Raw genomic sequence first — 22,178 nt, forward strand, 5'->3', positions numbered from 1 at the left:
TACGACTCACAACACACCTGTGTCGATCTGACGCAACTTCGGGGTCTCCGCGCCTCAGAGTTGCCCAGCGGGTCGGCCACAGCATGGACGCCCTCCTACAGATCTACGCCAAGTGCATAGTAAATCAGGACGAGACCGTCCAACATCTGATCTCCCAGGCGCCCAAGGAGGCATGATCCCGTGGGAAGGCATTGGGAAGAGAAAGTCGCAGCGGTCCGGCGACAGCCGTACACCGCCGGACACGATGAAAGATCACCAAAAGACGAATACGCAGGTCAGAGGCGCTCTTGTCGAGGCCGTGGAGGGTAGGGCGGGCGGGACTCGAACCCGCGACCCAGGGATTATGAGTCCCCTGCTCTAACCGGCTGAGCTACCGCCCCTCGCGCAAGCCGTACCGACGCATTCAACCAAAGGTGCGCCCCGTTCGCACATCCGGCAGGCGGACGGGGCCAAGATGTGACCTTTGCCCGGCGGCGGGGGGTGCGGGGGTCGCTATGGTACGGGGAGACGATGTTGAGGAGTGTTGGATCATGCGCGTTGTTGACGCTTTCCGTGAGTCGTTCGGGGCCGAGCCGCAGGGGGTGTGGCACGCGCCCGGGCGGGTGAACCTGATCGGGGAGCACACCGACTACAACGACGGGTTCGTGCTGCCGTTCGCCGTGCCGTGGGGGGTCACCGCGGCGGTCTCGCGGCGGGAGGACGGGGTCGTACGGGTGCGCTCGCTCCAGGCCGGCGAGCCGGTGACCGTCGACGATCTCGACCGCGCCGAGGGCTGGGTCCGGTACGTCGTGGGGGTGGTCTGGGCGCTGCGGGCGGCCGGGCATCCGGTGCGGGGGGCGGACATCGTGGTCGACGGGGACGTGCCGCAGGGGGCCGGGCTGTCGTCGAGCGCCGCGCTGGAAGTGGTGGTCGGTACCGCGCTCGACGAGCTGTACGGCCTGGGCCTCGCCAAGATGGAGATCGCGTTGCTGGCCCAGAAGGCGGAGAACGACTTCGTCGGGATGCCGTGCGGGATCATGGACCAGGCGGCGTCGGCGCTGGGCGAGGAGGGCAGGGCCCTGTTCCTGGACTGCCGGAGTCTGGCGAGCAGGACGATTCCCTTCGACCTGACGGCGGAGGGTCTCCAGCTGCTGATCATCAACACCGGGGTCCACCACGAGCTCGCCGACGGGCAGTACGCCAGGCGGCGTGAGGACTGTGAGAACGCCGCCAAGCGTCTTGGCGTGGACGCGCTGCGCGACGTCACCGACCTGGCGGGCGCGCTGGCGAAGCTGACCGGGGACGAGCGCAAGCGCGTGCAGCACGTGGTGACCGAGAACCACCGGGTGGAGGCGCTCATCGGACTGCTGCGCGCCGGGGCCGTCCGGGAGATCGGGGCGTTGCTGAACGCCTCCCACCTGTCGCTGCGCGACCAGTTCGAGGTGTCGTGCGCGGAACTGGACGTGGCGGTGGAATCGGCCGTCCGCGGCGGGGCCAGGGGCGCGCGGATGACCGGGGGCGGGTTCGGCGGCTCGGCCATCGCGCTGGTCGCCGACGACAAGGTGGAGTCCGTACGGCAGGCCGTGACGTCGGCCTACGCCGAGCGCGGCTGGGCCGTCCCGGAGATCTATCCGGCGACCCCGGCCGCCGGAGCCCGGCGCCTGACCTGAGGCTCCGATCGCCCCGACCACCGGCCACTGGAATCCGGCGTCCGGTCCGGGGCCCCGGCCATCTCGATCCCGGCCCGAACTCCCGGCCGCCCCGACCACCGGCCACTGGAATCCGGCGCCCGGTCCGGGGCCCCGGCCATCTCGATCCCGGCCCGAACTCCCGGCCGCCCCGACCACCGACCGCCGGAGCCCGGCGCCCGGTCTGAGGCTCCGGTCGCCCCCACCACCGGTCGCCTGGCCGCGCCACCCGCCTCATGCCCCGGGCCGGTTCCGGCGGCCTCCCGCTCGGGCCTGCACCCCGGTCACCGTCCTGTCCAGGCTCACGCCCCGGCGCCTTGTGCCGCCTCTCTCAGGAGCGCCAGGGTGTGGTCCAGTTCGTCCTGGAGGGTGCGGCAGGCCGCCTCGGCGTCTCCCTTCTCGACGGCCTCGACCAGGGCGGCGTGGCTGTCGTCGCCGGGGTTGCCGTCGTGATGCCGCAGGCCGAGCAGGTCCACCAGGTCGATCAGTCCCTGCCGGAGCGCGGGGACGAACTCTGCGAACAGGTCGGTGAGGACGGGGTTGTGCGCAGCCGCCACGACTGCGGCGTGCAGGGCGATGTCGGCGTCGACGAAGGCGGCGTCGTCGCCCGCGGCGGCGGCGCGGCGGGCGGCCAGCGCCTCGTGGAGGGCGGCGACGTCGGCGCCGGTCCTGCGTTCCGCGGCCAGGCGGGCGGCCTGCACCTCGACGAGCGTGCGCACCTCGTAGACGTGGACGACGGCGGCGCGGCGGAGCCGGGCGGGCCAGTCCTCCACGGGTTCGGTGGCGACGACGAAGACCCCGGAGCCCTGCCGGGCCTGCACCAGGCCCGCCCCCGCCAGGGCGCGGACGGCCTCGCGCACGGTGGAGCGGCCCACGCCCAGGGTCTTGGCCAGGGTCGTCTCGCCGGGCAGCTTGGTGCCCACCGGCCACTCCCCCGAGGTGATCTGCTCGCGCAGGCGGCCGGTGGCCTGGTCGACGAGCGAGCTGGGGCGGAGGGCTCCTAAGGTCATTTTCTACCTCTCAGGTTGTCTGAGGAGCTGAGGTGTGCTTAGCATACCGCCATGTCGCTCCGCCGTCTCCTTCTCGGCTGCCGCGGCGGGGTCTGATCCGACCGGCGCCCCGCCGCGGGTGCCGTGCTGCCGGTCACTCCCCCGACCGCCGAAAGGACAGACTCGATGAACACGGACTCGATGAACACGCCGGCGAATCCGCAACGCCCCAGCGGCATGCCGTACCGCAAGTACCTGCCCGCCCACGAACGGGTCGAGATCGCCCTGACCGACCGCACCTGGCCGGCCCGCAGGATCACGCAGGCCCCGCTCTGGGTCGCCGAGGACCTGCGCGACGGCAACCAGGCGCTGGCCGAGCCGATGGACACCCCGCGCAAGCGCCGCATGTTCGACCTGCTGGTCGGACTGGGGTTCAAGGAGATCGTGGCCGGGTTCCCCGCGGCGAGCCGTACCGACTTCGACTTCGTCCGGCACCTGGCCGACACCGGCGCGGTGCCCGACGACGTGACCGTCTCGGTGCTCACCGGCGCCCGCGCCGACCTGATCGACCGGACCTTCGCCGCCGTCGAGGGCCTGCCGAGGACGATCGTCCACCTCTACACCCCGACCGCCCCGGTCTGGCGCGAGGTGGTCCTGGGGCGGGGCCGGGCGGAGGTCCACGCCATGATCAGACAGGCCGCCGCGCGCATGGACCGGCTGGCGGGCGCGGGCACCCGGTTCGAGTTCTCGCCCGAGGTGTTCAACATGACCGAGCCGGACTTCGTGCTGGAGATCTGCAACGGCCTCACCGAGCTCTGGGACGCCTCCCCCGACCGGCCGGTGATCCACAACCTGCCCGCCACCGTGGAGATCGGCTCCCCGAACGTCTACGCCGACCAGATCGAGTACATGCACCACCATCTGGAGCGGCGCGATTCGGTCGTGCTCTCGGTCCATCCGCACAACGACCGGGGAACCGGGGTGGCCTGCGCCGAACTGGCCATGCTCGCCGGCGCCCAGCGGGTGGAGGGCTGCCTGTTCGGCAACGGCGAGCGCACCGGCAACGTCGACCTGGTCACCCTCGCCCTGAACCTGTACTCCCAGGGCGTGGACCCGATGCTCGACTTCTCCGACATCGACCGCGTCCGCCGCACCGTGGAGGAGTGCATCCGGCTGCCGGTCCACCCCCGCCACCCCTACGGCGGCGAGCTCGTCTACACCGCCTTCTCCGGCACCCACCAGGACGCCATCGGCAAGGGCCTGGCCCGCGCCGGCGAGGACTCCCACTGGTCCGTGCCGTACCTGCCGATCGACCCCGCCGACGTGGGCCGGACCTACGAGGCGGTGATCCGGGTCAACAGCCAGTCGGGCAAGGGCGGCGTGGCCTACCTGCTCCGCGAGCACTACGGGTTGGAACTGCCCGAGGAGCGGCGGGCCGGTTTCTCCCGCGTCGTCCAGGCCGCGGCCGACGACAGCGGCCTGGAGCTCACGCCGGAGGACCTGTGGAAGCTCTACAACGCCACCTACCAGGACTGACCGGAGCACCTCGCCCGCCCGTCCCGGTTATGCCGTGCCTCCCAGCCGGGGGAAGACCGGAGCCGGGGCGGGCAGGCGCCCGCCCGGACCCGCACACCGGGCGGCGATTCGGGCCGCGGCGTCGGGCAGGAACGGCGTGAGCAGACCGGCCACCTCGCGGCAGGTCTCCGCGAGCGTGCCGAGGACCGGGTCGAGGTGGGCGGAGCCCTCCCGGGCGAGCTGCCACGGCCTGGTCCGGCTCACATAGCGGTTGGCCGCCTCGACCACCTCGTACACCGCGCCGGCGGCCCGGCGGAAGTCGAAGGCGTCCAGGGCCCCGGCCACCGCGCCCGGAGCGCGCCGCCGTGCCGCCTCCAGCTCCGAGTCCGGCTCCGAGTCCGGCTCCGGGACCCGGCCGGGGACCGGCTCGGTGGCCCGTACGGCGGGCACGACCCCGTCCCGATAGCGGTGCACCAGCCCCGCCACCCGGCTGACGAGGTTGCCCACCCCGTTGGCCAGCTCGTCGTCGTGCCGGGCGATGAGGCGTTCCACGGTGAAGTCGGCGTCCCCGACCCGCGGCACGTCGCGCAGCAGCCACCACCGGACCGCGTCCACCCCGTAGTCCGCGACCAGGCCGAGCGGGTCCACCGCCGGTCCGCCGGACTTGCTGATCTTGCGGCCGTTCACGGTGAGGTGGTCGTGGACCAGGATGTCGGTCGGCAGCGCCTCCCCGGCCGACAGCAGCATCGCCGGCCAGTAGACCGCGTGGAAGCGGAGCACGCTCTTGCCGAGCAGGTGCACCCGCCGGTCGGCCCGCCCCCACCAGCGGCCGTGCCCGCCGGTCCCGTAGTCCAGGGCGGTCAGGTAGTAGCCGAGCGCGTCCCACCACACGTAGATCACCTGATCGGGATCGCCCGGGACCGGGATGCCCCAGCCGCGCGCTCTGGCCCTCGACCTCGAGACGCTGAAGTCGGCCAGGCCGCCCGCGATGAAGGCGAGGACCTCGTTGCGGCGCTCGGCGGGCTCGATCCGGATGCGCCCGTCCGCGATCAGGTCGTACAGCCGCTCCTGATGGCGGGACAGGCGGAAGAACCAGTTCTCCTCCGACACGCGCTGGAGCGGGGCCTCGTGCTCGGGACATCGCTCGCCGGGCCGGTAGAAGTGCTCGCAGCCCACGCAGTACAGGCCCTCGTAGTGCTTGCGGTAGAGGTCGTGCGCGCAGGCCCGCCAGAACCGCTCGACCCCGGCCCGGTGCCGGGGGTCGGCGCTGGTGCGCAGGAAGTCGTCGAAGCGCAGCGAGAGCGGCCCGGCCAGCCGGGCGAACTCCGCGGCGTTGCGGTCGACGAGATCGCGTACGGCGACGCCCGCGGCGTCGGCCGCCTGCACGTTCTTCAGCGAGTTGTCGTCGGTCCCCGTCTGCAGGCGGACCTCGTCACCGCGCAGCCGGTGGTGCCGGGCGAGGACGTCGGCCTGGACCAGCTCCAGGGCGAAGCCGAGGTGGGGACGGCCGTTGACGTAGGGGATCGTGGTGCTCAGCAGGAGCCGGGTCATCGGAAACCTCCGGGAACGGGGCTCCGCGGCCAGGTGGGGCCCCTTGGTGTCGGGGCCTGGGCATGACGGACCCGCGTCAGCGGGTCGTCATCACCTGGGCAGTCATGCGGCCAGGATATGCACGCCCCGCGAGCCGGCGCGAGCGGATAATCGGAGGCTCCGGACCGGAGGGAACTCCTGGGGTGTGTTTTCTGGATCTTTGCCGCGGCGAGGATCGGCCGGGCGGATGCCTCGCAAGGCGGAGGAGGAGGCCGTAGCGGAGCCTACGGCCGACGACGACAACGCGGCGGGGCGCCGTCCGGGCGACCGCAGTAGGCGAGAAGATCCAGAAAACACACCCTAAGGTCGGGGCATGCCCTTCGAAAGCGTGAACGTGGTCTACCGGAAGTACGACGGCTCCCTGCACTGGCACCATCGCGCCCTGCTCCTCGGCGAGGACGAGCACGGCGTCTGGACCGGCTGCGTGCCCGGCTCCAGCGGCAGCCGGGGCCACGAGCCCCCGGTCGTGTGGCCCCAGGCGTTCGTCATGCTCTTCCCCCGTGACCAGTGGTGGACGGCCGTCTTCAACGCCCGGCCCGACAAGACCGAGATCTACTGCGACATCACCACCGTGCCCGAGTGGCGCGACGGGGAGGTCACCATGGTCGACCTGGACCTCGACGTGATCCGCCTGCGCGACGGCCGTGTCTTCCTCGACGACGAGGACGAGTTCGAGGAGCACCAGGTCCGCTACGCCTATCCCCCGCACGTCATCTCCTCGGCCCGCGCCGCCGCCGAGCACCTCCTGCAGGCCGTGGCCACCCGCGCCGCCCCCTTCGCCGCCGGCCCCGGCTGGCTGGCCCGGGTCAGCTGAGCGCCGGTCCTGCGGGCGGTACGGCTCCCGCGGTGGGGTGCGGGAGCCGTACCGGGTCCCGGGGACTCAGTTTCCGAAGCTGAACCAGTTGAGGTTGACGAAGTCGGCCGGCTGGCCGCTGCTGAAGGTGACGTAGACGGTGTGGGTGCCGGTCACCGGTGTGATGTTGGCCGGGACGGTCCGCCAGCTCTGCCAGCCGCCGGTGCCGGCGACGGCGAAGTCACCGATCGGGGCGGCCGTGGGGCTGCCCAGGCGCACCTGGACCAGTCCGCTGACCCCGGCCGGGGCCCCGGAGGCGACGCGCGCCTTGAACTGGGTGGCCGCGGTGGCGCCGAAGCGCACGTTGTCGAAGCGCAGCCAGTCGCCGTTGCCGATGGCGCCGACGTTCTGCCCGCCGCCGGTGTCGGTGGTGGTCTCCACGACGGTGCCCGACTGCGCCTGGTAGCGCTCGGCCTGGATGGTGGAGCGGGCGTCCACCCCGCCGGGGTTACCGGTGGGGGTGACCGTGGGGGTCGGACCGGGGGTGGAGCCGGAGCCGCTCTGCCAGACGGCCACGTAGTCGACGAGCATCGGCCGGCCGGAGACGGTGGCGGCGGTCGGGGTCTGGCCGCCCAGCGCGTTGGGGAACGCCCCGCCCATGGCCACGTTGAGCAGCAGGAAGTAGCCCTGGTGGCCGGTCATGTTGTTCCAGGTCGTGGCGTCGAAGCGGGACTGGCTGAGGCTGTGGAAGAGCTGGCCGTCGACGTACCAGCGCAGCTGGTTCGGGGCGACGCTGCGGTCCCACTCGAAGCGGTAGGTGTGGAAGGCCGACTGGCAGGACGCCCCGGGGCAGGCCCTGCTGGCGCCGAGACCGGTGGACTCGTTGCAGGCCCCGCCGGGGTTCACGCCGCAGTGGAGCACGCCCCAGACGGAGTTGATCCCGTTGACGTTCTCCATGATGTCGAACTCGCCGATGGCGGGCCAGTTCTGGTAGTTGCCGCGGTACGGCGCGCCGAGCGCCCAGAAGGCGGGCCAGTAGCCCAGCGCGGCGTTGCCGGTGACGTTGGGCATCTGGATGCGGCCCTCGATGCGCAGGATGCGGCCGGCCGCGGGCTTGAAGTCCGAACGGCGGGTCTCGATGCGGGCCGAGGTCCACTCGTTCCCGCTCTTCAGCGGGGTGATGCGGAGGTTTCCGCCGCCGTCGAGGCTGAGGTTGGACGGGCTGTCGGTGTAGCGCTGGATCTCACCGGTGCCCCAGTTGGCCGGGCCGCCGGGGTAACTGTGGCCGGTGTCGACGATCCAGTTGCCGGAGGAGGGCGGGGATCCGGCGCTGCCGTTGAAGTCGTCGCTCCAGACCAGCGACCAGCCCGAGGGGGTCGGCGGGACCGCGGCGTGGGCGGCGAGCGCGGTCACCGGCAGCACCAGTGCCGCGAGGAGGATCGGGATCCAGGCAAGAGAGCGATTTCTGGACGGGGGGTGGCTCATGAGGGGCCCCTCTCCGGGGAACGAGGGAGACGGTCGGAAAGCGCTGCAGCGTGGAGACCGGGTGTGGTCACTGTGTCGCCTCAGTCAACCCAAGTCAATACTTTAAGTCGGATTTAAGAGAGCGCTCTCTAAGCCTGGAACGTTTCATTCGGCGGGTCGCAGGTCAGCCGGGCACCCCGGATGGCGGTTGACCTCAACAAAGGTTTAGGTTCTAGGGTCCTCTCCATGAGGACACATGAGGGACTTCCCATGAACGGGCGGCACTCCGTCTCGTACCCCGGACTCTTGACGGGCGGTGCGCGATGAGCATGGAGGTGACCGCCTGGAACATGTTGTACCGGACCATGAACGCCCAGAACGACCGGAGACCGCTGTCGATGACCACACTGCGCCGGATCGGCGCGTTCGCCCGGCCGCACCGGCGGCGCCTGGCGGCCTTCCTGGTGCTCAGCGTCGTGACGGCGATCCTGACGGTGGCCACGCCGGTGCTCGCGGGCCAGGCCGTCGGCGCGATCGTCGACGGCGCGGAGACAGGCGTGGTGACCGGGCTCGCGACGCTCATCGCGGTCATCGCGGTGGCGGAGGCCGGGCTCGGGTTGCTGACGCGGTGGTTGTCGGCGGGCATCGGCGAGGGCCTGATCCTCGACCTGCGCACCGCCGTCTACGACCACGTGCAGCGCATGCCGGTGGCCTTCTTCACCCGGACCCGGACCGGTGCGCTGGTCAGCCGGTTGAACAACGACGTCATCGGCGCGCAGCGGGCCTTCACCGACACCCTGTCCACCGTGGCGGGCAACCTGGTGACGCTCGTGCTCACCCTGGTGGTCATGATCAAGCTCTCGTGGCAGATCACCCTGCTCGCGCTGGTGCTCCTGCCGGTGTTCGTGCTGCCCGCGCGGCGGATGGGGGCGCGGCTGGCGCGCCTGAGGCACGAGGCGGCCGACCACAACGCCGCGATGGGCACGCAGATGACGGAGCGGTTCTCCGCGCCCGGCGCGATGCTCGTCAAGCTCTTCGGCCGGCCGGCCCGGGAGTCGGCGGAGTTCGCCGCGCGGGCCGGGCGGGTGCGGGACATCGGGGTGCGCACGGCGATGGTGCAGTCGTCGTTCGTCACCGCGCTGACCCTGGTCTCGGCGCTGGCCCTGGCGCTGGTGTACGGCCTGGGCGGCTTCTACGCGCTGCGCGGGCAGCTGGACCCGGGCTCCGTCGTCGCGCTCGCGCTGCTGCTCACCCGCCTGTACGCGCCGCTGACCGCGCTGGCCGGGGCGCGCGTGGACGTGATGAGCGCGCTGGTGAGCTTCGACCGGGTCTTCGAGGTCCTCGACCTCACGCCCATGATCGCCGACCGGCCGGACGCCCGGCGGGTGCCGGACGGGCCGGTGTCGGTGGAGTTCGAGGACGTGCGCTTCGGATACCCCTCGGCGGACAAGGTCTCACTCGCGTCGCTGGAGGAGGTGGCGGCCCTCGACACGCGGGGCGGCGCCGAGGTCCTGCACGGGGTGTCCTTCCGGGCAGAGCCGGGGCGGATGGTGGCCCTGGTGGGCTCGTCGGGCGCCGGGAAGTCGACGATCGCGCAGCTGCTGCCGCGCCTGTACGACGTCGAGGGCGGCGCCGTACGGCTGGCGGGGGTGGACGTGCGGGACCTGTCGGCCGAGTCGATCCGTGAGACGGTCGGCATGGTGACGCAGGACGGCCACCTGTTCCACGAGTCGATCCGCGAGAACCTGCTGCTGGCGCGGCCGGAGGCGGAGGAGGACGAGCTGTGGGAGGCGCTGCGCCGCGCCCGGCTCGCCGACCTCGTCGCCGCGCTGCCCGACGGCCTGGACACCGTCGTGGGCGAGCGGGGCTACCGGCTGTCGGGCGGCGAGCGCCAGCGGCTGACGATCGCGCGGCTGCTGCTGGCCCGCCCCCGGGTGGTGATCCTCGACGAGGCCACCGCGCACCTGGACTCCACCTCCGAGGCGGCGGTGCAGGCGGCGCTGGAGGAGGCGCTGACCGGGCAGACGGCGGTGGTGATCGCGCACCGGCTCTCCACGGTCATCGCCGCGGACCTCATCCTGGTGGTCGAGGACGGGCGGATCGTCGAGCGCGGCACGCACGCGGAGCTCCTCGCCGCCGGGGGCCGCTACGAGGAGCTGTACCGGACCCAGTTCGACCCCCGGGACGACCTCGAGACCGCCGCCTGACCCGGCGCCGCCCTACGGCGGCGCCGGATCACAGCGGAGGGAAGCGAGGGGGACGGCGTTCGAGGAAGCTGGCGACGCCCTCGGCGAAGTCGGGACGGGCGAAGGACTCCAGCATCAGCCGGGAGGCCGCGGACTCCGCCGACTCCAGGGTGGTGTTCCAGTCGCCCCAGATCTGGCGCTTCATCACCGCCATCGAGGACGGGGAGCTGTGGACGGCCAGCTCCCTGGCGTAGGCCAGGGTCTCCCCCATCAGGCTCTCGCCGGGCACCGACCGGGCGGCCAGGCCGAGGGCGAACGCCTCGGCCCCGGTGAAGGTCCGGCCGGACAGCAGCAGGTCCATGGCCCTGCCCTGGCCGATCAGCCGGGGCAGGACCCAGGACAATCCGTACTCGGCGATCAGGCCGCGGCGGGCGAAGGCCGTGGTCCACTTGGCCTCCGCCGCGGTGAAGACCAGATCGCAGTAGAGGGCGTGGACCATGCCGAGCCCGGCGCAGGCGCCGTTGACCGCGGCGATGACCGGCTTGCCGACGGTGGTCGGGAAGGAGTGGGGGCGCTTGTCGGGCTCGCTCTCGTACGAGCCGTCCTGGATGGCGTTGAGCGTCTGGAAGTCGGCCCCGGCGCAGAAGCCCTTCCCCGCGCCGGTGACGACGATCACCCGGACCTCCGGGTTCTCCTCCGCCTCCGCCAGCTGGTCGAAGTAACGCCGCCCCATCGCCTCGGTCCAGGCATTGAGCCGGTCCGGACGGTTGAGCGTCAACGTCAGCACGCCCTCATCGAGCGATGACAGCACCAGATCCAGCATGTACGCCCCTTCCCTCACGCTACAGAATAACGTTCTACACCCTTTCCTCGCCCGGCGACAGGTCACAGGAGCGTCCCAGGCCCCGCTCCAGCGAGTCCGGGTGGTGGACGTAGTTCGGCGACAGCTGCTCGTCGTCGTAGTAACGGTGGAAGACGGGGGTGGCCGCGGCCGAGATGGGAGGAACGATCCAGCTCCAGTCGGCCGGGCAGACCCGGCCGGCCCGTTCCTCGCGGTCCACGTGGGTCAGGAAGCGCCGGGACTCGGTGTGGTGGTCGGTCATGGTCACCCCCGCCCGCTCGAACGAGTGGAGCACCGCCACGTTGATCTCCACCAGGGCGTGGTCGCGCCAGAGCGAGCGGTCGGTGCTGGTGTCCAGGCCCAGGGCCCGGGCGACGACGGGCACCAGGTTGTAGCGGTCGGCGTCGGCCAGGTTGCGCGCGCCGATCTCGGTGCCCATGTACCAGCCGTTGAACGGCGCCGCGCGGTAGCAGATCCCGCCGATCTCCAGGCACATGTTCGAGATCGCCGGTACGGCGTGCCAGCGCAGCCCCAGCTGCTCGAACCAGGGGTAGGAGGGGTGCGACAGCGGCACCTCCAGCACGGCGTCCGGGGGGACGGGCGTCACCAGCGGCGGCCCGTCGCCCATCGAGACCGCCAGCGGGAGGACGTCGAACGGCGTGCCGGGACCGCCCGCCCAGCCGAGCTTGCGCAGCACGGTGGTGAACTCGGCGTACCGGGGGTCGCCGACGATCGAGCCGTCGTCCATCTCGTACCCGGCGTACCGGATGAGCTGCTCGTTCCAGATCCTCGGGCCGGGCCTACCCGGTCGGTCGGGGGCGAACACCGTGATCGTCGGGCGGATGCGGCGCCCGGGCGCCGCGTCCCGCAGGTGGCTCACGCACTCCGCCGCGACCCCCTCGGGGGTGTCGATGTGCCGCAGGTCGCGTACGCGTAGGGACCGCCAGTAGAGCCTGCCGATGCACCTGCCGCTGTTGCGCCAGGCCACCCGGGCGCCGAAGACCAGCTCACCGGGGGTGTGGGTGTAGGTCCCCGTCTTGGTGATCTCGGCTCTCACCTCCCGCAGGCGTGGTTTGACCGGTCCCGCCGACGGGTTCTCGGCGTGGAACAACGTCAGGAACTCTTCGGCCTCCGCCGGATCGACATGCGGGGCCGGACGCTCGGGGACTCCCTCGTGGAGACCGTGGACACCATGGACCAGATCCGGCACGCTCCGCCGGGACCTCCGCCAGGTCAGCACTGAACACAACCACCCATGCGTGGCTCACGGGCACGACGACCGTTCCGGGCGGTGCGGTGCCCTTGCCGCAGCGGCCCCTTCACCCGCTGCGATCGCTGTTGTCCGCGGCATCCGCATTCCGCGATTCCGTGAACGCCTCTCCCGACGCGAACCCGGCAACGCAGTGTGCGGTGTCCATCATTTTGTGTGATTCACCATAAGTTTGTCCGCCAAACATGGACATGAGACGCCAAGAGCCCCAGAAGCATTGCTTCTGGGGCTCTTCTCCGCTGCTCCCGCGATAGGACTCGAACCTATAACCTGCCGGTTAACAGCCGGCTGCTCTGCCGATTGAGCTACACGGGATCGTGCGTCGCACCGCCCTGACCGGGGGTTTCCCCCGCTCCCTGCGGCGCATGAATAGATTAGCGCACTCTGGCAGTAGGTGTCGCATCGACAGCTCCGGGTAGGGCGGAGAGGGATCGTGATCCGTGGGTAGGGTCCCGGCTGAGCATGCCTGTGGAGGTGGATATGCGTTATCGGTTGGTGTTCGGCGTAGGAGTGGCCGTAGGTTACGTGCTCGGTAGCCGGGCCGGTCGGGAGCGTTACGAGCAGATCAAGCGGGTCACCCAGCGGGTGACCGACAATCCCGCCGTCCAGGAGGCCGCCGGCCTCGTGGGCGCGCAGGTCTCCAGAGTGACCACGATGGCCAAGGAGCAGGTGGCCGCTCACCTGCCCAACGGCCGCTCGCACGACGAGACCGGCACCGGCTGGCCGGACGAGGTCAAGACGGCCTCGCCGTACTGATCACGGCCTTTCCCGGCCTTGCTGAACCGAGCAGGCGTACGGCCGCCTGCCCCCGGCGTCTCCGGACGGCGTGGGCAGGCGGCCGTACCGTCGCCGGTGCCCGGCCACCCGCGGCCTCCGGTCACTCGCGGCCCGCAGACGCCCGCCGCCGGTCCTCAGATGCCGAAGCTGCGGCGGACTCCCTCCAGCGCCTGCTCGGCCAGAGCCCGCAGGCCCGGATCCTGCGGGTCGAGCCCCGCGTCGAAGACGAACTCCCAGATCATCCGGTCGTCCTCGGCCCGCCTGGCCACCAGCCGCACTCCCCCGCGCACGTCCAGCGGGACGTACTGGCTGACCACGATCGAGGCGACCACCCGCTCCCGCACGACCTCGGGCACCCGCCCCGGCTCGGGCAGCCGCGCCCGGTGCTCCCGCCCGGCCGTCGTCAGGACCGTCAGCCCCTCCTCGTCCCACACGCCGCGATCCACCTGGTACCACGGCAGTCTGGTGCCCGACAGATAGAGCGCGCGATCGGTGGCGATCACCCGGCCGTCGGGTCCCTCGGCGTGGGTCAGCACCCGGTCGGCCGGGTCGACGGCGGCGCGCACTTCGGCGGGCGTGCGGTTGAAGAGCCTCATGCCCTCACGGTATCCGTGCCGCCCGGCCCCCACGGTGCCGGTACGGCCCGCCGTACGGCCGCGGTCACGTCTCCACCGGATCGGCGAGCAGGTCGAGGGTGAGCGCGGCCGACCAGGAGAAGTCCCGCCCGCCCCGGCCGCTGCCGTCGAAGGGGTCGAAGCACTCGCGGAAGCCCGACTGGCGGACCAGCCGGAGGGTGGAGGTGCCGAGCTGCCGGACCAGCTCCGTCCGGCCGTGCACGGCGGCCGCGTGGCGCAGCAGCCAGTTGGTGTTCACCCACGACGGCCCGCGCCAGTAGCGCGAGCGGTCGAACTGCGGGGCCCGGATCTCGCAGCTCGGCACCGGATATCCGGCGGCGCCCATGAACCGGGGCGACTCCAGGGTGTCCATCAGCGCGTCCACCAGCGCCGGGGACAGCCCGGGGTCGAGCATCGGGCCGAAGCCGCCGACCGTGCGGATCGGGATCAGCCGGTCGCGGTGCAGGTCGCGGGCGTGGAACAGCCCGTCGGCCCACAGCCGGTCCACCATCGCCGCGCGGATGCGCCCGGCGGCCTCGGTGTGCGGCCGCGGGTCGTCCCCGGCCACCGGGGCCAGCTCGGCGAGCGCCTGGCAGGAGGCCAGCCAGATCCCGTTGAACATCGGGTCCTCGATCGCGAAGGGGTGCTCCAGGCGCAGGTAGGTCCCGTCGTAGCCGGAGTCCCGATAGCGCAGCGCCAGCCAGACGTAGCGGTCGTGGTGGCTGTCGGGATGGCGTTCGGGCAGCTCCTCGCGCCGGTAGGAGTAGCGGACCGCGGGCAGCGCCTCCAGCGAGTCGTCCCAGGCGGGGCTGTCGTCCATCCCCGACTCCCACGGGTGCACGATCGCGGCCAGCCCGGCCCCGCCCAGGTCCCTGGTCCCGGCGAGATAGCCGTGCTGGGCCACCAGCATCGGGTAGGTCCGCCGGACCAGGGCCGCGGCCACGTCGCGGTCCACCGCGTGCCGCCACACCTGCCACACCGCCAGGGCGTGCATGGGCGGCTGGGTCAGGCCGGAGGTGAGCACCTCGACGGGCGCCGCGGGATGGTCGTGGGAGCGCCAGACGGACGGCCCGGGGAAGTAGGCCTCGGCGTGGGCCGGGTGGAAGACGATGTGCGGCACCATGCCCGTGCGCCACTGCCCGGCCATCAGGCTGAGCAGCTCGGCGCCCGCCCGGCGGGTGTCCAGGCGGGCCATCCCGATCGCGATGAAGGTGGAGTCCCAGCTCCACTGGTGGGGATAGAGGCCGGGTGCGGGCACGGTGGCGGACCCCGTGCGGTTCGCGTCGAGCACGGACCATGCCTCGCGCCCGAGCGCGGCGTCGTCTACGGCCGGCCGCGCCTCCATCCGTCCAGTCTGCGCCGGTATCGGCTAAGAAAACAGTGCCTCGCCCCAGAACGATCCCTGGCGTACCCCGCCGGGGCAGGCCCAGATGCCCGAGCCGACGTGCTGGATGTACTCGTTGAGCGGGTCCCTGGCCGCCAGCGCGCGCTGGATCGGGATGAACCCCTTCTCCGGATCCCGCTGGTAGGCCAGGAAGAACAGCCCGGCCTCCAGCCGCCCCAGGTTGTCGCTGCCGTCGGTGAAGGAGTAGCCCCGGCGCAGGATCGTCACCCCGCCGAGCGAGTCGGGATGGGCCAGCCGCACGTGGGCGTCGGCGGGGAGCTTGTCCAGCGGGACCGGGTCGTGCTCGCGGGCGGCACCGTACGGCGCGCCCTCCCGCTTGGTCCGGCCGAAGATGTCCTCCTGCTCCTTCAGGGAGGTCCGGTCCCAGGTCTCGATGTGCATCCTGATCCGCCGGGCCACCAGGTAGGACCCGCCGCGCAGCCACTCGGGCCCCTCCTGACCCACCCAGACGTGGGCGTCCAGCGCGGCCCGGTCGCTGCCGGCGATGTTGCGGGTGCCGTCCTTGAAGCCCATCAGGTTGCGCGGGGTCTGCGCCTCCGGCGTGGTGGAGGAGGTCTTGCCGAAGCCGAGCTGCGACCAGCGCACCGACGCCGCGCCGAAGGCGATCCGCGCCAGGTTCCGTACGGCGTGCACGGCGACCTGGGGGTCGTCCGCGCACGCCTGCACGCAGATGTCGCCGCCGCTGCGGGCCGGGTCGAGCTTGTCGGCCGGGAAGTGCGGCAGCTCCTTGAGCCGGTCCGGCGCGGGCAGCTTCAGCTTCTCGAAGAAGGTGGGGCCGAAGCCGACCGTCAGCGTCAGCCGGGAGGCGGGCAGGTCGAGGGCCTCCCCGGTGTCGTCCGGCGGGGCCAGCTCGGCGCCGGTGGCCCCGGTGCCGACCTCCTGCCCGGTGGTCATCCGCTCGGCAGCGGCCGTCCAGCGGCGCATCAGCTCCGCCACCTTCTTCGGATCGTCCAAGCCGAGGTCGAAGGAGGCGAAGTGGAGGCGGTCCTGGACGGGCGTGGCGATGCCGGCCTGGTGGGCGCCGTGGAAGGCGATCGGACCGCCGGGGACGGCGGCCTGCACGGGTTCGGGCTGCGCGAGCCGTACCAGGCCCGCTCCGGCGGCGGCACCGGCGCCCACCGCCAGGCCCGCGCCGGTCAGAAGCCGGCGGCGGCTGAGGTCGGCCATGTTGGTCTCCTCCGTTGTGGGGTCAGCCCGCGGCGGGGGCGGTCGGGGGACCGGCGGGTGCGTGCGGGCTCCCGGCGGCGGGCAGGGAATCGGGAGACATCGAAGGCTCCTGACGATCGGTTAGGCGTCCCTAACTTAGCTTTCCCTTACCTCATATCGCCAATCCGGGGCCGCTTTCAAGCGCCCGGTACGGCGGCGGCCGTACGGCCCGCGGGGCGGCCCGGCGGCGGTTGCCGGCCCCGCTCCCCCGGCGCTCTCCCCGCGCTCCCCCCGCAACGACCAGGGCCCCGGAACGGTGTTCCGGGGCCCTGCTGGTTCCTCCCCCTCGATCGGACCGCCTCTCCGGCCGGGGGCGGCCCGTCAGTCGAGGTAGTCGCGCAGCATCTGCGCCCGCGTCGGGTGACGCAGTTTCGCCAGCGTCTTGGACTCGATCTGGCGGATGCGCTCGCGCGTCACGCCGAACTCCCGGCCGACCTCCTCCAGCGTCCGGGGGTGGCCGTCGGCGAGGCCGAAGCGCAGCTGGATGATGCGCTGTTCCCGCTCGGACAGCGTCGCGAGGATCTCGTCGAGCTGGTCCTGCAGCATGATGAAGGCCGCGGCCTCCATCGGCACGACCGCGTCGGCGTCCTCGATGAAGTCGCCCAGGTCGGAGTCCTCCTCACCGATCGGCGACTGCAGGGAGACCGGCTCCTGCGCGATGCGCTGGATCTCGATCACGCGGTCGATCGGGAGGTCCATCTCCAGGGCGATCTCCTCGGGCGCGGGTTCGCGGCCGAGATCCTGGTGGAGCTGACGCTGCACCCGGACGAGTTTGTTGATCGTCTCCACCATGTGCACCGGAATACGAATGGTGCGCGCCTGGTCGGCGATGGCCCGGGTGATCGCCTGGCGAATCCACCACGTGGCGTAAGTGGAGAACTTGTAACCCTTGGTGTAGTCGAATTTCTCGACGGCGCGGATGAGCCCGAGGTTGCCCTCCTGGATCAGGTCCAGGAACAGCATCCCGCGTCCCACATAACGTTTGGCGATCGAGACGACCAGCCGGAGATTGGCCTCGATCAGCCGCTGCTTCGCGCGCGTGCCCTGCCAGACGAGTTCTGCGAACTCCGGGAAGGCCAGGCGCGAGGCGACGTTGGTCAGCTTGTCCTCGGCGAACAGTCCCGCCTCGATGGACTTGGCGAGCTCCACCTCCTCCTCGGCCGTGAGCAGGGGCACCCTGCCGATCTCCCGCAGGTAGATGCGGACGAGATCGCTGGTCGGCGCCCGTTTACCGACATCCTCCTCATCGGACTTGGCGGTCTCCTCGTCGCCCTGGGGCTCGAGGACCTCCACTCCGTTCTCGGCGAGCATGCGGACGACGCGTTCGAGCGCGTCGGACGGCAGCTCGGATTTGTCGAGAGCGGCGGCCACGTCATCGACGGTGACGCTGCCGCGCTCCCTTCCCTTCGCGACGAGGTCGGCCACCTGGTCTACCGAAGGCGGCCCACTTGGCAGCACCGATGCACCCACGGGACACAGTCTGCTGTATTAGTCACCCAAAACGGCAGACCTATTTTTGTCACCCAAGGTAAGGCCGGGATCATTATCAAACCGAGACCTTATTACGGTTTGGCCGAATGCGATTCAGGAAATTAAAACCGATTACGTGATCAGCTTCCGGCCGCGCGTTCCTTCAGCATGCGCCGCTGCCGTTCCAGATCGAACAGTTCGGCGAACAGGCGGTTGTACTCCTCCTGGGAGTCGGCCGGGCTGGTGCGCTCCAGCCGCGACTTCAGCTGCTCGATCGTCCGGCTCAGCGAGATCAGCTCCAGGGCGGCGAGCATCGCCGCGGCGTAGCGCTCCTCGCCGGCGAGGTCGGCGCGCAGCTCCTCCACCGCCAGGCGGGTGACCATCCCGCGCAGTCCCTCGTCCGCGTCGGCCAGCAGGCGGTCCACCCACGCGCCCCCGCCCTCGCCGGCCGCCACGACGCCCCCCGCCCGGGCGATGAGCGTGTAGAGGGCGACGTGCTCGGGCAGCGTGAAGGCCTCCGGGCCGATCGCGTCGAACCGCTCGCCGAGCAGCGCCGGGCGCTGCACGGCCAGCTTCAGCACCTCGGCCTCGGTCCGCACCCCGGGGTCGGTGAGGTCGGCGACCCGCCGGGGGGCGGGCCTGTCCTGGCGCGGCTGGGCGGCGGTGGCGACGATCTCGGCGATCCGCTCCATGACGAACCGCTCGTTGTTGAAGCCGAGCCAGCGGTCCAGGTCGACGGCGTACAGCTGGCGCAGCGCCCGGTCCTTGATCCCGGCCACGATCGGCGCGGCGGCGTCCAGCGCCGACAGCCGCCCCTCGTTGGTGCTGACGTCGTAGCGGGAGATCACGCTGCGGATCGCGAACGCGAACAGCGGTTCCTTGCTCGCGACCAGGTCCCGCACCGCCGCATCGCCGTGCCGGACCCGCAGGTCGCACGGGTCGAGCCCGGAGGGCTGCACCGCCACGTAGGTCTGGGTGACGAACTTCTGCTCGTCGGCGAAGGCGCGCAGCGCCGCCTTCTGCCCGGCGGCGTCGCCGTCGAAGGTGAAGACCACCTCGCCCCGGGAGCCCGACTGGTCCAGCAGCAGCCGCCGCAGCACCTTGATGTGCTCGGCGCCGAACGCGGTGCCGCAGGTGGCCACCGCCGTCGGCACGCCCGCCAGGTGGCAGGCCATCACGTCGGTGTAGCCCTCGACGATCACGGCCTGGGAGCGCTTGGAGATCTCCCGCTTGGCCAGGTCGACGCCGTACAGGACCTCGCTCTTCTTGTATAGCGGGCTCTCGGGGGTGTTGAGGTACTTCGGGCCGTCCTCGGCGTCGTTGAGCTTGCGCGCCCCGAACCCGATGACATCCCCGGTGATGTCGCGGATCGGCCAGACCAGCCGGCCGCGGAAGCGGTCGATCGGCCCCCGGCGGCCCTCCTTGGCCAGCCCGCCCTTGATCAGCTCGGCGGAGGTGAAGCCCCGGGCCATGAGGTGGCGGGAGAGCGCCTCCCACTCGGCGGGGGCGTAGCCCACGCCGAAACGCTCGGCGTCGACCCGCTCGAACCCCCGCTCCGACAGGAACCTCCGGCCGGGCGCGGCCTCGGGGTCGGACAGCTTGGCGGCGTAGAACTCCGCGGCGGCCCGGTGGGCCTCGATCAGCCGGCTCCGCTCGCCCTGCTCGCGCCCGGGGACGTAACCGCCCTGCTCGTAGCGGAGGTGGATCCCGGCCCGGCCGGCCAGCCGCTCGACGGCCTCGCCGAAGGACAGGTGCTCCAGCCGTCGCACGAAGGTGATGACGTCGCCGCCCTCGCCGCAGCCGAAGCAGTACCAGTAACCCCGGGCGGGGGTGACGTTGAAGGACGGGCTCTTCTCGTCGTGGAAGGGGCACAGGCCCTTCAGATTGCCCCCGCCGGCGTTGCGGAGCTGGATGTGCTCCCCCACGATGTCTGCGATCGGCGAGCGCTCTCTCACGAGCGCGATGTCCTCGTCACTGATCCGGCCTGCCACGCCGTGAGTCTATTGCGGACCTCCGACAGCCGGGCCCCGGCGGACGGGCTCCCGGGCGGGGCTTGCGAGCAGGGCTTGCGAGCAGGGACGTCGTGCAACCGCCTCGGCCGAACCGGTCGAGAACGATGATGTGGTTCGTTACAAAGGAGAAGACGGATTCTCGGTACCTTATGCGGGTGGACACCATGCGATCGGGGCATATAACACGGTTGGCCGTCGTGACCGGCGCCATCCTCCTGACGGGGGCATGCTCGTCACCGGGCGGAGTGGCCGGCATCAACACCGAGCCGCCGGCCCCCGCCGCCGAGGCGATGGCGGCCGAGGGACCGGTCACCGCGACGATCCCCCCTGCGGCCTCCTCCCAGACGCCGGTCGAGATCCCCAAGGGTGAGGAGCCCGTGCCGGTGCCGCCGCCGAAGGTCTCCAGGTTCACCTACACCTTCCCGGTCAAGGGCTGCTCGGTCTCCTACCAGAGCAGGCTGCTGGTGCTGCCCAAGACCACGATCTGGACGGGCAAGGGCTGCGCGTTCGTCTCGCCGGTGGACGGGGTGGTCCACGAGGTCAACGACAAGAACCGCTGGAGGCCCTCCACCGACCGGGGCCGGGACCGCGAGGGCCGCTTCGTGACGATCGCCGGGGACGACGGCGTGCTGTACCTCGGCGGCCACCTCGACGCGATCACCCCGGGGATCGCCCCCGGCGTGCGGGTCAGCTCCGGCCAGCAGCTGGGGCAGGTCGGCAACTCGGGCAACGCCCGCGACACCGCCAGCAACCTCTACTTCGCCGTCTCCTGGAAGACCGACCCCTCCCTGTGGTGGGTACGGCGCGGCATGGTCAAGCCGTGGAACTATCTGAACGCCTGGCTGAAGGGCAACCGCACCCTGTCGCCGGCCGACGAGACGCGGGCCGTCATGTCGCAGACCGGCGCGACGCCCCGGTGCACGATCCTGTGCGCGTCCAAGCCGACGCCCGAGCCCACCAGGAAGCCGCGCAAGCCGCGCGACGAGAACATCGACATCGGGGCCGCCGACCCCGCCGGCGGCTGACCGCCCGCGGGCGGGCCCGGGACCCGGGATTCAGGGCGCGGAAACCGGGACTCGGGACGAGGGCGCGGGACCCGGGGCCTCAGCGCCCGGTGAGCCGCTGGTGCCAGGCCACCGCCGAGGTGTCGGTGAGGGAGGCGATCTGGTCGACGACCACGCGCAGCCGCCCGGCGTCGTCGTCCGCCCGGACGAAGGCGGGCCGCAGGGCCGGCTCCAGCGTCCCGGGGGCGCCCTTCGTGATCAGGCGGGCCAGGTCGTGGATCAGCTCGCGCTGCCTGGCCTGGTTGGCGTTGTGCTCGGCGCGGGTCATCACGTAGTGGGCGGTGACCCCCTTGAGCACCGCGCACTCCAGCCGGGTCTCCCGGGGGACGATCAGCTCGGCGCCGTAACGTCCCGCGGCCGGGCCGTACGCCTCGGCGGTGGCGGCCTCGGCGGCCCGGCACAGCCGGCCGATGAGAATGCTGGTCAGGCCCTTGAGCTCGGCGAGGCCGGCCAGGGAGCCGTCGAAGTGCCGGGGCCAGAACGGCTGGGCGACCAGGCGGGCGAAGATCTCCTCCAGCTCGCCGGGGCGGGCGTCCCGGGCGTACCAGAGGCGGGTGGTCGCGCAGACGTCGCGGCGCTCGGCCGGGTCGCGCAGCGCCTCCAGCACGACGTCACCGGAGTGCAGGGCGTCCTCCAGGTCGTGCACCGAGTAGGCGACGTCGTCGGCCCAGTCCATGATCTGCGCCTCGAAGCTGACCCTCCCCCCGGGCGCGCCCTCCCTGATCCAGTCGAAGACCGGCAGGTCCTCGGCGTAGGCGCAGAACTTCGGTCCGGTCTCGGCGGTCCAGGGATATTTGATCGCGGCGTCCAGTGACGCCCTGGTCAGGTTGAGCCCGGCGCTGCGGCCGTCCTCGGTGAGGATCTTGGCCTCCAGCCGGGTCAGCAGCCGCAGGCTCTGCGCGTTGCCCTCGAACCCGCCGCACCCGGCGGCCAGTTCGTTGAGCGCGGTCTCGCCGTTGTGCCCGAAGGGCGGGTGCCCGAGGTCGTGGGCCAGGCAGGCGGTCTCCACCAGGTCGGGGTCGCGGCCGAGGACCTCGCCCATCTCCCGGCCGATCTGTGCGCACTCCAGCGAGTGGGTCAGCCGGGTGCGCGGTACCTGCTGCCCGCTGCCGAGCGTCTCCCCCGGCCCGACCACCTGGGTCTTGGCGGCCAGCCTGCGCAGTCCGGCGCTGTGCAGCACGCGCGCCCGGTCGCGTTCGAACGGGCTCCGCACCGGGTTGCCGGGCGGTTCCGGCACCCATCTGGCCTGGTCATGCTCGTCGTAGCCGTACATAGGTCCAGTGAGTGTATCCACGGCGGAAGAGTTCATGCCGAA

The 22,178-nt window shown here is 71.7% G+C and carries 17 protein-coding genes and 2 tRNA genes; 6 read left to right on the forward strand and 13 right to left on the reverse strand.

Annotated features, from left to right (window positions below):
• Positions 1–306: 306 nt before the first annotated feature.
• Positions 307–380 (reverse strand) — tRNA-Ile (locus Pta02_RS02405).
• A 150-nt stretch (positions 381–530) separates the two neighbouring features.
• Here Pta02_RS02405 and galK point away from each other — a divergent pair.
• On the forward strand, positions 531–1,649 hold the full coding sequence (gene galK / locus Pta02_RS02410; RefSeq protein ID WP_203872979.1) for a galactokinase: 1,119 nt from the start codon (positions 531–533) through the stop codon (positions 1,647–1,649).
• Between the two features lie 320 nt (positions 1,650–1,969).
• On the opposite strand, the gene Pta02_RS02415 is transcribed toward galK, so the two are convergent.
• Positions 1,970–2,677 (reverse strand): FadR/GntR family transcriptional regulator, encoded by a 708-nt coding sequence (locus Pta02_RS02415; RefSeq protein ID WP_203872980.1) that lies wholly within the window; start codon positions 2,675–2,677, stop codon positions 1,970–1,972.
• A gap of 165 nt (positions 2,678–2,842) precedes the next feature.
• On the opposite strand from Pta02_RS02415, the gene Pta02_RS02420 reads away from it, so the two are divergent.
• Complete coding sequence (locus Pta02_RS02420; RefSeq protein WP_239129356.1) at positions 2,843–4,192, forward strand: 2-isopropylmalate synthase; 1,350 nt, start codon at positions 2,843–2,845, stop codon at positions 4,190–4,192.
• Between the two features lie 27 nt (positions 4,193–4,219).
• On the opposite strand, the gene metG is transcribed toward Pta02_RS02420, so the two are convergent.
• Entirely contained in the window at positions 4,220–5,722 is a 1,503-nt protein-coding gene (gene metG, locus Pta02_RS02425; RefSeq protein WP_203872981.1) for a methionine--tRNA ligase, read from the reverse strand.
• Positions 5,723–6,074: 352 nt separating this feature from the next.
• On the opposite strand from metG, the gene Pta02_RS02430 reads away from it, so the two are divergent.
• Positions 6,075–6,575 carry a DUF402 domain-containing protein gene (locus Pta02_RS02430; protein WP_203872982.1) on the forward strand — a complete coding sequence of 167 codons (501 nt, stop codon included), beginning with the start codon at positions 6,075–6,077 and terminating at the stop codon, positions 6,573–6,575.
• A 66-nt stretch (positions 6,576–6,641) separates the two neighbouring features.
• On the opposite strand, the gene Pta02_RS02435 is transcribed toward Pta02_RS02430, so the two are convergent.
• Positions 6,642–8,039 carry a glycoside hydrolase family 16 protein gene (locus Pta02_RS02435; RefSeq protein WP_203872983.1) on the reverse strand — a complete coding sequence of 466 codons (1,398 nt, stop codon included), beginning with the start codon at positions 8,037–8,039 and terminating at the stop codon, positions 6,642–6,644.
• A 302-nt stretch (positions 8,040–8,341) separates the two neighbouring features.
• Between Pta02_RS02435 and Pta02_RS02440 the strand changes: the two genes are divergently transcribed.
• Complete coding sequence (locus Pta02_RS02440; RefSeq protein WP_203872984.1) at positions 8,342–10,225, forward strand: ABC transporter ATP-binding protein; 1,884 nt, start codon at positions 8,342–8,344, stop codon at positions 10,223–10,225.
• A gap of 28 nt (positions 10,226–10,253) precedes the next feature.
• Here Pta02_RS02440 and Pta02_RS02445 read toward each other — a convergent pair whose 3' ends face one another.
• From Pta02_RS02445 to Pta02_RS02455, 3 genes are all read right to left on the reverse strand, one after another.
• The gene (locus Pta02_RS02445) at positions 10,254–11,027 is read right to left on the reverse strand and encodes an enoyl-CoA hydratase-related protein (protein ID WP_203872985.1); all 774 of its coding nucleotides are present in this window, start codon (positions 11,025–11,027) and stop codon (positions 10,254–10,256) included.
• A gap of 34 nt (positions 11,028–11,061) precedes the next feature.
• Positions 11,062–12,255 (reverse strand): nitric oxide synthase oxygenase, encoded by a 1,194-nt coding sequence (locus Pta02_RS02450; protein WP_239129359.1) that lies wholly within the window; start codon positions 12,253–12,255, stop codon positions 11,062–11,064.
• 302 nt (positions 12,256–12,557) lie between these two features.
• Positions 12,558–12,630 (reverse strand) — tRNA-Asn (locus Pta02_RS02455).
• Positions 12,631–12,840: 210 nt separating this feature from the next.
• Between Pta02_RS02455 and Pta02_RS02460 the strand changes: the two genes are divergently transcribed.
• Positions 12,841–13,071: a YtxH domain-containing protein gene (locus Pta02_RS02460; RefSeq protein WP_373872332.1), complete on the forward strand. Its 231-nt coding sequence runs from the start codon at positions 12,841–12,843 to the stop codon at positions 13,069–13,071.
• Positions 13,072–13,226: 155 nt separating this feature from the next.
• Here Pta02_RS02460 and Pta02_RS02465 read toward each other — a convergent pair whose 3' ends face one another.
• The 5 genes from Pta02_RS02465 to dnaG form a co-directional block, all read right to left on the reverse strand.
• Positions 13,227–13,688 (reverse strand): hypothetical protein, encoded by a 462-nt coding sequence (locus Pta02_RS02465; protein WP_203872987.1) that lies wholly within the window; start codon positions 13,686–13,688, stop codon positions 13,227–13,229.
• A gap of 64 nt (positions 13,689–13,752) precedes the next feature.
• Positions 13,753–15,051, reverse strand: a complete 1,299-nt coding sequence (locus Pta02_RS02470; RefSeq protein WP_203872988.1) for an MGH1-like glycoside hydrolase domain-containing protein — start codon at positions 15,049–15,051, stop codon at positions 13,753–13,755.
• A 24-nt stretch (positions 15,052–15,075) separates the two neighbouring features.
• Positions 15,076–16,278 (reverse strand): iron uptake transporter deferrochelatase/peroxidase subunit, encoded by a 1,203-nt coding sequence (gene efeB, locus Pta02_RS02475; RefSeq protein ID WP_203872989.1) that lies wholly within the window; start codon positions 16,276–16,278, stop codon positions 15,076–15,078.
• A 360-nt stretch (positions 16,279–16,638) separates the two neighbouring features.
• The gene (gene rpoD, locus Pta02_RS02480) at positions 16,639–17,742 is read right to left on the reverse strand and encodes an RNA polymerase sigma factor RpoD (RefSeq protein ID WP_239129362.1); all 1,104 of its coding nucleotides are present in this window, start codon (positions 17,740–17,742) and stop codon (positions 16,639–16,641) included.
• A gap of 185 nt (positions 17,743–17,927) precedes the next feature.
• On the reverse strand, positions 17,928–19,778 hold the full coding sequence (gene dnaG, locus Pta02_RS02485; protein ID WP_203872990.1) for a DNA primase: 1,851 nt from the start codon (positions 19,776–19,778) through the stop codon (positions 17,928–17,930).
• 218 nt (positions 19,779–19,996) lie between these two features.
• Between dnaG and Pta02_RS02490 the strand changes: the two genes are divergently transcribed.
• A complete protein-coding gene (locus Pta02_RS02490; RefSeq protein WP_239129364.1) occupies positions 19,997–20,824 on the forward strand; it encodes a M23 family metallopeptidase in 828 nt (275 codons plus the stop codon).
• A gap of 79 nt (positions 20,825–20,903) precedes the next feature.
• On the opposite strand, the gene Pta02_RS02495 is transcribed toward Pta02_RS02490, so the two are convergent.
• Positions 20,904–22,136: a deoxyguanosinetriphosphate triphosphohydrolase gene (locus Pta02_RS02495; protein ID WP_203872992.1), complete on the reverse strand. Its 1,233-nt coding sequence runs from the start codon at positions 22,134–22,136 to the stop codon at positions 20,904–20,906.
• Positions 22,137–22,178: the final 42 nt, after the last annotated feature.

Origin of the sequence: Paraplanobispora takensis (assembly GCF_016863195.1) — a bacterium.
Lineage (GTDB): Bacteria > Actinomycetota > Actinomycetes > Streptosporangiales > Streptosporangiaceae > Planobispora > Planobispora takensis.

Excerpts from the sequence above, each read along its gene's own strand:
- Pta02_RS02495 (WP_203872992.1), bottom strand. The coding sequence starts at position 22,136 with ATGTACGGCTACGACGAGCATGACCAGGCCAGATGGGTGCCGGAACCG.
- Pta02_RS02415 (WP_203872980.1), bottom strand. The coding sequence starts at position 2,677 with ATGACCTTAGGAGCCCTCCGCCCCAGCTCGCTCGTCGACCAGGCCACC.
- Pta02_RS02420 (WP_239129356.1), top strand. The coding sequence starts at position 2,843 with ATGAACACGGACTCGATGAACACGCCGGCGAATCCGCAACGCCCCAGC.
- galK (WP_203872979.1), top strand. The coding sequence starts at position 531 with ATGCGCGTTGTTGACGCTTTCCGTGAGTCGTTCGGGGCCGAGCCGCAG.
- Pta02_RS02435 (WP_203872983.1), bottom strand. The coding sequence starts at position 8,039 with ATGAGCCACCCCCCGTCCAGAAATCGCTCTCTTGCCTGGATCCCGATC.
- Pta02_RS02440 (WP_203872984.1), top strand. The coding sequence starts at position 8,342 with ATGAGCATGGAGGTGACCGCCTGGAACATGTTGTACCGGACCATGAAC.
- Pta02_RS02430 (WP_203872982.1), top strand. The coding sequence starts at position 6,075 with ATGCCCTTCGAAAGCGTGAACGTGGTCTACCGGAAGTACGACGGCTCC.
- efeB (WP_203872989.1), bottom strand. The coding sequence starts at position 16,278 with ATGGCCGACCTCAGCCGCCGCCGGCTTCTGACCGGCGCGGGCCTGGCG.
- Pta02_RS02445 (WP_203872985.1), bottom strand. The coding sequence starts at position 11,027 with ATGCTGGATCTGGTGCTGTCATCGCTCGATGAGGGCGTGCTGACGTTG.
- metG (WP_203872981.1), bottom strand. The coding sequence starts at position 5,722 with ATGACCCGGCTCCTGCTGAGCACCACGATCCCCTACGTCAACGGCCGT.
- Pta02_RS02465 (WP_203872987.1), bottom strand. The coding sequence starts at position 13,688 with ATGAGGCTCTTCAACCGCACGCCCGCCGAAGTGCGCGCCGCCGTCGAC.
- Pta02_RS02470 (WP_203872988.1), bottom strand. The coding sequence starts at position 15,051 with ATGGAGGCGCGGCCGGCCGTAGACGACGCCGCGCTCGGGCGCGAGGCA.